Origin of the sequence: Thalassospira sp. MBR-102 (assembly GCF_040549275.1) — a bacterium.
Taxonomy (GTDB): domain Bacteria; phylum Pseudomonadota; class Alphaproteobacteria; order Rhodospirillales; family Thalassospiraceae; genus Thalassospira; species Thalassospira xiamenensis.
Window position 1 is genome coordinate 66,493 of the sequence record NZ_JBEPTC010000015.1, and the last position, 12,744, is coordinate 79,236.

The 12,744-nt window shown below is 55.6% G+C and carries 7 protein-coding genes; 3 read left to right on the plus strand and 4 right to left on the minus strand.

All coding sequences use genetic code 11. The annotated features are described in order from the left end of the window. Positions 1-29 precede the first annotated feature (29 nt). Both ABIE64_RS20365 and ABIE64_RS20370 read right to left on the minus strand, forming a co-directional pair. Positions 30-1,310 (minus strand): TRAP transporter large permease, encoded by a 1,281-nt coding sequence (locus tag ABIE64_RS20365; RefSeq protein ID WP_354378422.1) that lies wholly within the window; start codon positions 1,308-1,310, stop codon positions 30-32. After that, positions 1,307-1,828: a TRAP transporter small permease gene (locus tag ABIE64_RS20370; RefSeq protein ID WP_354378423.1), complete on the minus strand. Its 522-nt coding sequence runs from the start codon at positions 1,826-1,828 to the stop codon at positions 1,307-1,309. Before ABIE64_RS20370 ends, ABIE64_RS20365 begins: the two co-directional genes overlap by 4 nt. Before the next feature lie 375 nt (positions 1,829-2,203). Between ABIE64_RS20370 and ABIE64_RS20375 the strand changes: the two genes are divergently transcribed. Both ABIE64_RS20375 and ABIE64_RS20380 read left to right on the plus strand, forming a co-directional pair. Then, a complete protein-coding gene (locus ABIE64_RS20375) occupies positions 2,204-3,088 on the plus strand; it encodes a MurR/RpiR family transcriptional regulator (protein WP_354378424.1) in 885 nt (294 codons plus the stop codon). Between the two features lie 27 nt (positions 3,089-3,115). Next, positions 3,116-4,066, plus strand: a complete 951-nt coding sequence (locus tag ABIE64_RS20380) for a sugar kinase (protein ID WP_354378425.1) — start codon at positions 3,116-3,118, stop codon at positions 4,064-4,066. On the opposite strand, the gene ABIE64_RS20385 is transcribed toward ABIE64_RS20380, so the two are convergent. Next, entirely contained in the window at positions 4,060-8,478 is a 4,419-nt protein-coding gene (locus tag ABIE64_RS20385; protein ID WP_354378426.1) for a translocation/assembly module TamB domain-containing protein, read from the minus strand. The genes ABIE64_RS20380 and ABIE64_RS20385 overlap by 7 nt on opposite strands. Further along, positions 8,475-10,469: an autotransporter assembly complex protein TamA gene (locus tag ABIE64_RS20390; protein ID WP_354378427.1), complete on the minus strand. Its 1,995-nt coding sequence runs from the start codon at positions 10,467-10,469 to the stop codon at positions 8,475-8,477. Before ABIE64_RS20390 ends, ABIE64_RS20385 begins: the two co-directional genes overlap by 4 nt. Positions 10,470-10,747: 278 nt before the next feature. Between ABIE64_RS20390 and ABIE64_RS20395 the strand changes: the two genes are divergently transcribed. Further along, positions 10,748-12,721 carry a GNAT family N-acetyltransferase gene (locus ABIE64_RS20395; RefSeq protein ID WP_354378428.1) on the plus strand — a complete coding sequence of 658 codons (1,974 nt, stop codon included), beginning with the start codon at positions 10,748-10,750 and terminating at the stop codon, positions 12,719-12,721. The last annotated feature ends 23 nt before the right edge of the window (positions 12,722-12,744 follow it).

Consider the following 12,744-nt stretch of genomic DNA (forward strand, 5'->3'; position numbering starts at 1 on the left):
ACCTGATCGGGACGTTTCATTGCCGCCGGTTACCGGAAGCCCAGCAATCGCGGGATCGCGAGGGCAAGATCGGACCAGAAGGCAAACAGGAACAGCACACCCAGTTCCGCCAAAAGGAATGGCCAAAGCTGGGCGGCAATTTTTTCAAGCTTTTCACCCGTGACAGACGACAGCACGAACAGGCACGCGCCCACGGGCGGCGTCATCAACGAGATGTTAAGTGCAAGAACAAAGATGATCCCGGCATGGATCGGGTCCATGCCGATCTGAACCGTCAATGGCACCAGAACCGGTGCTAGAATGATCAGGATCGCATTGATATCCATGACCATCCCGATCATCAGCAACAGGGCGACGATCATGAAAATGACCATATAGGGATCAGACGACAGGCTCAGCACAAGGCTTGCGACTTCCTGCGGAATGCGATTGAAGCTCAGCCACCAGCCAAGGATCGACGCAAAGGCAATGATGATGAAAATCACCCCCGTAACGCGCGCGGTGCGGATCAGCATCTTGAAGAAATCGGCAAATGTCAGCGCACGGTAAATAAAGATACCGATAAACAGGGCATAGGCGACGGCGACCGATGCCGCCTCCGTCGGGGTGACAATCCCGCCCAGAATGCCGCCCAGAATAATCAAAGGCATGATCAGGGCCGTGATTGATGATTTGAAAATCTTCCAGATTTCCAGAAGGCTTGCCCGACGTTCGTTTTTCGGCAGGTTCTTGGACCGGGCGGTTACCGCAATCACCGTCATGCAGATCAGACAGATCATAAGCCCCGGCAGAATACCGGCGGCAAACAGCCCGCCAATGGAAACCCCCATAAGCGATCCATAGACCACCATCAGACCGGATGGCGGAATGGTCGGGCCGATGATCGATCCGGCGGCCGTCACCGCACAGGCATAATCGCGGCGATAGCCCCGTTCAACCATGGCCGGTACCAGTGTCTTGCCAAAGGCCGCCGCATCAGCAGTCGCCGCCCCGGTCAACCCGGCAAAGAAAACCGACGCCAGCATGTTGGTATGCGCCAACCCACCACGGAAATGCCCGACAAGCGCCTGCGCAAACAGGACAAGGCGGCTGGTGATGCCGATATGGTTCATGATTTCGCCCGCCAGAATAAAGAACGGCATGGCAAGAAACGGGAAAACGTTCAGACCGTTAAAGACCTTGCTTGGCCCCTGAACAAGGAATATGCCCCCGCCCATGTCATAAAGGCCAATCACCCCGGCAACGCCAAGGGCAAAACCAATCGGCATACCCAGAACCATCAGAACGACAAAAGCAATACCGACGATCATTCTGCGCCCTCCGCCAGATCAATGGGAACAAAACGTCCCTGATCGCGAAGTGCGACCAGCAACAGCTGAATGGCAGCAAGAAGGGACGCAACCGGCACCGCCGCATAAGGCAGCATCAGCGACATGCCAAAAATCATCGCCTGACGGCGCATACCGCCCACGGCAAAATCAAAGCCATAAATCGCCAGATACAGAAACGCGCAAAGCGCAATCAGATCGACACAGAACAGAACCGTGCGCTGAACCGGCTTTGGCGTATTGAGGATGAACATCCCGATGCCGATATGTTCGCGCCGCGCAATCCCGGCCGATACCGCCAAAAGCGCCGCCCAGATCATCAGGTAGCGCGCAAGTTCTTCGGGCCAAGGCAGTTGCCAGTGAAAAATGTAGCGATCAATCACGCCCAGCCAGACATCCAGCACAAGGGCCAGCATCAGGACGGCAATCACTCGTTCGACCACCCAGTTTAACGACCGGCTGATCATTGCGGCTGTGGCTTCAACACGGCGCAGCGCCATCTTACTCAATCTCTCCGCTGATGAATGTTTTGTGTAATTTTTCTACACATTGAGGATATTTTTGTAGCTTGTCTACATATTTTTGCACCATAATCTTAGATATCACCCCAAATGTTCCGAGACGAATGATATTATAGGTAGTTAAACTACATTTTTACCTATATTATTGGGTCACCTGCCCAAAACCACCGGAAGACAACAACGGCGATCAAGCATTTCGGCAATCAACGCCCTACCCGCTTTGCGGTTAAATCCGGCAGGATGGGCAATCTCGGGATCAAGATCGCAGCTATCGCCTGCAAACTGAAAAAGTGATATTTATCAGCGGGGTGTTGGCAACAACACCTCATATTCGAAAATGATCGGAACGCTTGCATGCAACCTACTGTCGATATCATCAGCCTCCTGCGTCGAAAGGCCGGAACCTTTCCCGCACGCGAACAACGGGTTGCCGACTACGTTCAGGATCATTTGCAGGACGTCACCACCATCGCGCTTTCTGATCTTGCGCAAAAGGTCGGCGTCAGCGAACCGACCGTGATCCGGTTTTGCCGGACCCTTGGCTGCGACGGGTTTCGTGATTTCAAAATACGGCTGGCGCAGAACCTTGCGGTCAGTATGCAATATCTTGCCCCCGAAGATCTGGCCGACGATACAACTGCCGCCGACGTGCTTTCCAATCATGTATTGGGCGTAATCGTCGATAACCTGCGCCTGCTGCGCGATCAGCTCTCAAGCACCGAAATCGACAAGGCCGCCGATATTCTGGCCAATGCCCGCCAGATCGCTTTTATGGGCGTTGGCGGCGGCTCAACCACGGTTGCCTTTGATGCCGCCAACCGGTTTTTCCGGCTTGGCATTCCGGCACAGGCACAAAGTGATGGTTACCTTCAGCGCATGCTGGCCTCAACCTTTGGCGAGGAAGATGTGCTTATTGCCATTTCCACCAGCGGCCGCCCAACCGAACTGATCCACAGTGCCGCCATTGCCCGCCAATATGGCGCAAAGGTCATCTCCATGACCCACCCGCAAAGTCCGCTTGCCGCCGAAAGCGACCTTGTGATTGGCATTGATATGCCTGAAAACCCTGATATTTATAAGCCAACGGCCACCCGGCATGTTTTTCTGGCAACCATCGATATCATTGCCACCGCGGTTGCCCGGCGCACGCCGGACCGAACGCTTGAAAAACTTCGCCGGATCAGGTCATCTTTGCTGACTCTCAATCCGCCGACTGGTCGCCAGCCCATCGGCGACTAATCACGCCACCATCCCATCGAGGCCCCAATGACCCGTACTGCCTTTATCGGCGAATGCATGATCGAGCTTGCCGGAACATCCCCCGGCAGCATTTTTGGCGCGGCGAACCTTGGCTTTGCCGGGGATACGCTAAATGGTGCGACCTATATGGCACGCACCAGCCGCCTGCTTGCAGCGCCTGATACAGATGTTTCCTTCATCACGGCATTGGGGACCGACCCCTATAGCGATGCGATGATTGCCGCGTGGCAGCACGACAATATCGACACATCACTGGTCCGCCGGATCGATGGCGCCCTGCCCGGTCTTTATGCCATTCAGACCGATGAAACCGGCGAACGCAGTTTTTCCTACTGGCGCAATGATGCCGCAGCCAAACAGATGCTTCAGGGCGGCCACGATGCCGTGTTGCGCGATGCGCTTCGCGGGTTTGACTGCCTTTATCTTTCGGGGATCACGCTTGCGATCCTCTCGGACACTGACCGTAAAACCCTGATCGATATCGCTGCAAACTTCGCCAAACAGGGCGGCAAGGTCTGCTTTGACACCAATCATCGCCCGCGCCTTTGGTCCGATCAGGACATTGCAATGACAACCTATCTGGCGGTTGCACCCCATTGCCACACGGTTCTGCCGACATTTGACGATGACAGTGCGCTATTTGGTGATGTCACGCCTGCTGCCACCGCTGAACGCTGGCATTCGCTTGGCGCGACTGAGGTTGTTGTAAAATGCGGCGGCGAACCAACCTTTTATTCGATCAGGGATGGTGAAACCGGCACCGTAACACCGCCCAAGGTCACCGATATCATCGATACGACATCGGCCGGGGATTCGTTTAACGGATCATACCTTGCCGCCCGCAATGCCTGGCGTGACGTGCCTGCCGCGATTGCGGTTGCGCAAAAGGTTGCTGGCCGCGTGATTTCACGGCGCGGCGCGCTTGTTGATATCAGCGACATCAAACTCGATCAGTAATCCAGCCGGAACTGAACACCGGCCTTGCTGTCGATTTCGGTGGTTTCACTGGTGACACTGATATTTGGTGTCAATTCAATCTCAACCTCGACCCCGCTTGACCCCGGGGTCGTTCCGGTCTTGGTCCCGACATAGACCCCGTCCGTCAGGTATTTGCCCACCTTGACGTTCGGGCCGTCTTCGCCGCCGCCCACCTGCAAAACATCCGCCCCGATAAAGCGGCGGATCGACCCAACAATATCAAGGCCACCGCCACCACCCGAAAGCTCGTTCACCGCACTGGCAAGCTGGACCGCCTCAATCGCGCTCAGGCTGCCTTGGGACTTGCCAAACAGGACCTGCGACAGGATTTCATCTTCCGGCAGGGACGGATTGGATGTCAAAACCAGTTCCGGGTCGCTTGCCGGTCCCTGGAAACCGGCGGTTACGGTCAGATCATCAGTAGTATAAACCCCTGCGATATCGAGTAACGGATCGGGCGGCGTTGCCCCTGAAAACGTGATCTTGGAATCCTTGATCACGAATGTCTTGCCAATGATATCAAGCTGCCCGCGAAGCGCCTGCAATTGCCCGACAATGATCGGCTCTGCGGTTGTCCCGCTGATATCAAGCTTGCCACCCCATTCGGAATCAAGCCCCCGCCCGCGCACAAACAAACGCCCCGGAATATCAACCGTCACGTCAAGATTGCCGACAAAACCCGATGCGGCGTTTTTCTTTTCCTCTTCTTCCTCACGCTGCCTGGAATCTTCGATATTCTCGACATCAAGCGTCGAGACCGACACTGGCAGCGCAAGGGTCAGGTCGACTTCGCCACGGCGCAGCGTCACATTGCTTTGGATATCAGCAGTCTGTTCGGTTCCGGTAACAGATGCCGTCACATCAGCCCAGAATTGTAGTTCATCCTTACGCGACAGCGCTGCGTTATCAACCTTAAGCTCCGCCTTGTAGCTGACAAGCGGATCGCCATCCAACACCACCTCGGCGGCCCCGCTAATCCGGCCATTGCCGCCATCGGTTGCCGAGATTTCCGAAACCCGCAAACCGTTCTGATCAAAATCGCCATTGATCTTGATCTGCTTTAACAGCGTGCCATATTCCAGATGCTCATACGCCCCACCCGAAAGGGCGATATTGCCATTCCAGTCAAGCGCATCAAGTGTACCCTTGGCGACCACATCAAGTTTGAGATTGCCAGACATGACATGATCTGGGGCTGGGACATAAGGCCAGAATTGCGCGATTTCGCCATCAACCTTGACCAGCGCATCAATCGGAGCAACCGGATCAAGGGTGTAATCCTGTTTGAGTATGGAAATACCAAGCGGCACGGTACCGCGCGCCTCTACAATCTGGGCCTCATCATTGCCAAGTGTCGCATTGCCATCGAACTGACCGTCACGCAACGCCAGATCAAGCACCATTTCAAATGGCTTCAGGTCCTTGACCGCGACGGTTGTGATCTTGCCAATCCCGCCCGAAACGGTCGCTACCGGCAGTTCCCCGGCACGTTCCGACATCTCCGCGGTGATATTCATTGTGCCGTCCAGCCCGCTCAGGCCAAACATCTCTCCCCACGGGCCTAGTACCAGCTCGGAAATCTGCGCCTTGGCCGCAAAGCTTTTCTTTGGCGTCAGATCAAGCTTGGCAATCACCTGCCCCGCGCCGACATTCAATGCCACATCAAGTTTCTGCTGCCCCGTGTCGGTTTGGCTAAACAGCAATGGTTCACGAAGTGCGATGTTCTGGCTGCCGATATTGATATCAAGCTGATCGGCACGAACATTGATGCCATCCGAAAGCCCAAGTTCGACGATGCTATCGAGTTTAATCGGGATAGTGTTGCGAAGCTGACCATTGGCATTCGTCGCAATTCCAATGGCCGAAAGATCGCCGGAAATCTCGGTCTGCAACTCATTAATCGCAAGCGGCGCAAAACGAATATCGCGACCATTCAGTTTCAGATCGAAACCGGGCTCTTCAAATGCGTTCAGGATCGAACCGGCCAGAACAACATCCTTGATCGCGGGCTGTTCGGCTCCTTCTTCGGCGGCAAGCCGAATGCCTTTGATGTTCGCATTCACGTCAATCTGCTGCTGGCCCGATTTCGGCACAAACGCCACATCGGCGGTTAGCGTACCATTTGTCATCGGTACCCCGAAATCCGACAGCATCGCGGCATCGAGTTTACGCACCGAAAGCTTGCCACGCATCGGCACCACATAATCTGGCAACATCAAGCTACCAACAAGTTCAAGTCGCTCGCCGCTCAGGGCAATGTTATCAACCCGCAACCCATCCGCGGGCAAAACCACATCGGCCGTCAGATCGTAATTGCGCCCCATCAATGCAAACCCGGCCTTGTTGATCAGCGACAATACCGCCTGATCGGACCAGCGCATTTCGCTCACAAGAGCGATTTTTTCAAACTTCTGCCCACCGGCCAAAACCGATGGCGTTGAAAGTTTGATGGTCCCGACCGGTGCCGCGATATCCCCATCAAGATTGATCGCAACCGTCGCCGGGGCGATGGAAACACCGATATCAGGTGGCACCACGCCGGGCTGAACCGAGAGTTCAGATTTGACCGACAAATCACTGAATTCATTTGAAATATCGATCTGCGCCGGGCCGGAAACCATCGCCGCGGCAATCTGATCCAGCGTGATCGACAGATCAAATGCATCACTAACCACAAGCTTGCCATCGATGGTCGGCGTCGCCCCGACAATGCGATCAAGATCGGCAATGCCAAACCCGGCCTGATCGGCCTTGATTGCAATATTGGCCGTACCACCCTGCTCAACCGACCATGTCAGATCGCGTATCGCAACCTGCCCCGTCCCGCGCAGATCAAGCCCCGAAATCGGCGCAAAGATCGAAAGGTCTGCGACATCGGCAATCAGTTCGCCATCCGTCACCGCCATCACGTCATTGATATCGGTATTGCCGTTAACCGAAATGCCCGGCGTTGTGATATTGATTTTGCCAAGCGCAAACTTGCTGAAATCCGGTGCGATTGCCGCATCAAGGGCAACCTGCTGCGCATTGCCCAGCATCGCACCAAGATCGGCATCCTGCCAGTCATTGCCCGAAACATCGATCCGGCTTTGAACAGAAAACCCGTCCCCGTCACCACGCAGATCGGCATCAAGTGCCAGCGTCGCGATGGTTGATACCGGCGTTACGACCTTGTCCCCACGCAGCATCACCGTCACATCAGGCAATTCAAGCGGCCCTTGGGCATGTGCGACCACATCAAGCCCGCCCCATGTCGCGGCATCCTCGATCAGGCCCGATGTCGCCGGATCAATATCCCCGTGCAGATCGGCCAGAAGAGTACTCTCATCAAAATCGATTTCCGCCGTCGCGCCAATCATCGCAAGACCGGATTTTGCAATGTCGCCGCGCGTGACCGAAAGGATATTGGCATCGGCATCAAACTGCCCGCCAATCCCCAAATCAAGATCACCCTGCAACGGTTCGGGAAGCTGTGCTGCAAGTTCACCCTGCGTTGCCAGAACACCATCAAGGTCAAACCCGATCCGGCTGTCATCAAGCCGCAAGCCCAAATCACCGCCAAGCGTCACAAGGTCACTTGCCGCAAGTTCAATCCGCCCTTTCCAGCCTGTCGCAGGGCCATCCCCCTTCAGGCTGATCGTGATATTTGGCGCATCTTCGGGTGCCAACCCGGCAAGGGTCATGACCAAGCCTGCACGATCAAGCTCGCCTTCGATATCGGCCTTCAATCGCTGCGCATCAGCATCAAGATCAAGCTCGACACGCAGCCGGTCAATGCTGTCATCAAGCGGTTGCAGATCAAGTGACAAGGCCGCTTCAAGGTTTTCGCGAATTGCCGCACTGGCGCTTAGACCATATTCAAAGCTTTTGCCGCTGGTCGGATCGGAAATACGCACATTGCCAAGCGCCAGTTTGCCAAGCTCGATGGCCAATGGCGGCGCAAAACCGCCCGACGCGTTTTTTTCTTCCTCGGCGGCGTCTTCGGTTCCCGACATATCGGGCAAGACCACATCAATCGCGGTACTTTCAACGCGATTGATCCGAAGCGTCCCACCCAAAAGGGCGAGCGGGGACCAGTCAAACCCGAACTGACTGACATCCACGGCCAAGCCGGATGACGGCATCGATAACGACAAGCGATCCAGCGAAAGCCCCGTCCAAAGGCTGCCCTCGATCCGGCCCAGTTCGAAATCGCCTTCTATCGCCTTTGCAACCGTAGTGTTTAACCACGGCGTTAGCGCACGCAATACCGGCCCGGTCCCCGCAATACCGACAATCAGGATCACGGTCAGCAAAAGGCATATGAACGCAATCGTGCCACGCCGCACCCATTTGGCGACCTTTCCGCGTTTGGTGGCTCTCGATGGTTTCGGATTTTCAGGCGACGTCAAAATGCTTGTCCAAGGCTAAGATAAATCTGGAAATCGTCGTCAACATTGTCACGCTTATCAAGTGGCACGGCGACATCAAAACGAAGCGGACCGACCGCCGTGTAATAACGAAAACCAAGCCCTGCCGCCCAAAGCAGATCAAGGTCTTCGGGGTCACTTGCCTCAAACACGTTGCCGCCTTCGATGAATGGCACGATGCCAAAGCTTTCCGTCAGACGCGCCCGAAATTCGATCCCGGCCTCAAGCACCGAACGCCCGCCAAGCGGATCACCATCATCATCAATCGGCCCGACTTTCTGATATTCGTAACCGCGCACCGATCCGCCGCCACCGGAATAAAACCGTTTGTTGGCCGGAAGGTCCGATCTGTCTTCGCCGATGATCATCCCGGCACGCCCCCGCCCCGCGATGACATAATCGCCTTCTTCGTCAAAGGCATAATATTGCGACCCGTTCAATGAAACGGATGTGAATTGCGCGCTCGGGCCGCTCAGACTGGTATAGGGCGATAGGTTGAATTCAAGCCGGTTGCCCTCGGTCGGATCAAGCGGATTATCGGTGCTGTCGCGCCGCAAAACACCCCGCAAACCGCCAAGATAGAATTGCTCATTGGGCGAATCTGCCCCCGTCAGGTCGGAATATTCCGCCGTTGGGCCAAGCGTAACCGACCAGTAATCGCCAAACTTGCGTTCAATACCGACAAAGCTTTCGACAAGTTCGCCGTCATAGGCATCCGTGCTGTAACTCTTGGCCGAAGCATCCGCGACCAGCGCCTGACGCCGCTTAAGAAACTGCGGCTTGCGGAATGCAGCTTCAAGGCCCTGGCTTTGCCCCGACCCTTCGATACCAAGTCTAAGCCGTTCTCCCGCCCCGAACAGATTGCGGTTTTCCCAGAACGCATTCGCCCCCGGCCCGTCGGCAGTTGAAAAATCAACCCCGCCACCAATCGTGCGATGTTTGCGTTCGTGCACTTCGATCTCGATGGGGATTTCACCATTTTCGGCAACCGGCCCGACCGGTTTGACGATCACGCTGTCAAACAGATTCGATTGCGCCAGATCGCGGCGCGTCGTTTTGACTTCTTCGGGGGAATATTTCTGCCCTGGTTTCCAACTGCGATAACCGGCGATGAAATCCTCATCAACACTTTCAGCCCCTTTGACATTGACCTTGCCAAAATTGGCTTGCGCACCGGTAATCAGTTCATAGGTCACCGAAATGGTCTTTTCGGTGGTATTTGCAATCACGGTTCGCTTGCCCGCTTCCACCAATGGATAACCTCGATCACGCATGATATCGACGGCATATTGTTCGGCCAGAATAATCGGATCTGCGGCTGCACGCTGTCCAAGGTGCAAATTCGACCGCTCAAGCTCCTCATCCGTGGCCTCGCGTTTGGTCGTATGGTCCGGACGGACAATTGAAAATTTCACTTCAGACAGAAGATAGGGCTGCTTGACGTCGACCTGATAAATCAGATCGACCGGATCAGGTTGTTCCCCTCCTGCCGGTGCGCCAGCAGCCGGCTCGCTTGTCGCGCTGACAACGTCATCGCCATCGCCGCCATTTTCGTCGTCCGATATGTTCGGATCATCGGGTTCGGCCTTGCGGATATTGAACGCGACCTGCCCGTCATAAAACCCGAAGGCCCGCAAAATGGTCTCGAACCGCTCCACATCATCCTCCGCCCGGCGTTCAAGCCCGGCAAGTGATGGCGTGGGACGCGATTGCAACCGGATCGATGTGCTGACTTCGCGCAACGCATTGATCAGCCTTTCCTCCTGCGGATCAATACCTTCTATCTTGACCTGATAGGGGATCTGGACACCCAACACATCCTGTGCTGCACTATCGCTGTCCTTACCGAACCTAAATTCGGATAAGACACCATCCCCTGAACATCCCGAAACGGCTGACCCCATCAGCAGAACAGACAGAACACCAATGCCACGCAGTCTGGATTTGCGGCTGTAGCGTTTACCCCTGTTCACCAAAGACGTCCCCAATATTTTCACTCGGTCCCGATAGACTTATGCAACGGTCGGCTGCATTCGTCGCGCAAGCCGATCCATTTATTGTTTTAAGGCACTTGCCAAGCGCCTGCCATCTTTTCATTCTATACACTGGTCGAAGACGCCAAGGCTCAGAAAGCATGAAATAATGGCATGGCTGTGATCGTTAAACGCACTTGTCATAAAAATGTGCCCGGCTTACTCGAAGTTGAAGGCTATTTTTTTGCCATTGCCACCCAAAAGCCGGAGGCCCCTAAGTGAACTCCAACGCGACATCAAATTCCTCCCTGCCCGTTATCATCCGTACGGCGACCCGATCCGATCTGGATGGCCTTTGCGCTCTTGAAAGCGGCAGCTTCACAAGCGACGCGATTTCACGATCGGGCTTTTCGCGCTTCCTGCGCCAATCTTCCGCCCGTCTTCTGGTCGCCGATGCCGGCGAAAGCGGAACACCCGATATTGTCGGTTATGGCCTGCTTTTGCTGCGCGCCAATACGACAACTGCGCGCATTTATTCGCTGGCAATTTCCGATAAGTGGCGCGGCAAGGGCCTTGGCACCCAACTTCTGGCCGGGCTTGAAAACCTGGCGATTGATGCCGGATGTGTGCGTATCCGCCTTGAAGTCCGTGTTGAAAACAGCAATGCCCGCAATCTTTATGATCGCCATGGCTATCAACAGATTGCCGATCTGCCCGGTTATTATGAAGACGGGGCCGATGGCATTCGCCTGCAACATGATCTTTATGATATTCCGACCGAACGGTCCCCTGCGGTTGCAACCGGTGCCCCCTTGATCCTTGTGGACCGCCTCAAGGATCTGCCGTTTCAGGTGCCCGGTGCGCGCATCATGCGGGTGCGCGAATATCTTGCGCTTGACCACGGGGTCCGCAACCGGCGTGTGATCAACCTGTGTCAGTCCTATGAATATCTGTCACGCGGCTATTATTGCAGCCTGCTTGCCGCCGCACGCAGCGAACGCGTGATCCCCGAAGCCGACGTGCTTCTGGATCTGAACTGGAAACGGCTGCAAAAAACCGCCCGCGCGGAAATGAGCTCGCAAATCGTCGAAGCACTGACCAAACCCGGCGATCACCCGACCAGAATTGACGTCTTTTTCGGCCGCACCGTCGATAAGCGTTTCCGCGATATCGCGCAACGCGCCTTCGATCAGTTCCGCTGCCCGATCCTGCGCCTGCATCTGAACCCGTCGGATAAGAAAATCCTGCGCGAAATCGAAGCCCCAGCCCTAAGCCAACTGGATGCCGAAGACCTGCCCGCCTTTGAAAGTGCCATTCGTGCCTATCTGCGCGGTCGCGTGCGCAAACCGGCATCTGGCGGCAATCCGCCAAGTGCGCTGGTGGCAATCCTTCATGATCCCGAAGCGGTTCTGCCGCCATCCGATAATGACGCATTGGCCCTGTTCGTTCAGGCCGCAGCCGACCTTGGTGCGAAGGCCGAACTGATCACCGCCAAGGATTTCCACCATCTGTCGGAATTTGATGCGCTGCTGATCCGCGAAACCACCGCCCTTGATCATCACACCTATCGTTTTGCCAAGCGCGCGCGAAAGGAAGGCATTCCGGTGATTGACGATCCGGACTCGATCCTGCGCTGCACCAACAAGGTCTATCTTGCCGAATTGCTGCGCACCCATCGCATCCCGGCCCCGCGCAGCATGATTTTCGACAAGCGCCGCATTGCCGAAATCGGCAAGCTGTTCAGCTTCCCCTCGGTCCTGAAGGTGCCCGATGGCTGTTTCTCGCGCGGGGTGCGCAAGGTGAAATCGCCCGAACATCTGGCCGAAGTCGCAACCGAAATGTTCAAAAATTCCGAACTTCTCGTCATTCAGGAATATGTCGAAACCACCTTTGACTGGCGCATCGGCGTTCTGGGGGGTGAGCCGCTTTTTGCCAGCCGCTATTTCATGGCGCCGGGCCATTGGCAGATCGTCAAACACGAAGATGACGGCAAATCGTTTGAACAAGGCGGTTTTGAAACCGTCGCGGTTGAAGATGCCCCGGCCGATATTGTTTCAACCGCCCTTGCAGCAGCCCGCCTGATGGGCGATGGGCTTTATGGTGTCGATATGAAGGAAACGCCGCATGGCCCGATGGTGATCGAGGTCAATGACAACCCCAGTATCGATGGCGGGGTCGAGGATGTCGTTCTGGGTATGGATTTGTATCGCCGCATCATCGCCCATCTTCTGGGCAAGATCGCACGCCCCTGAAGGTCTTCGGACACTCGAAATGA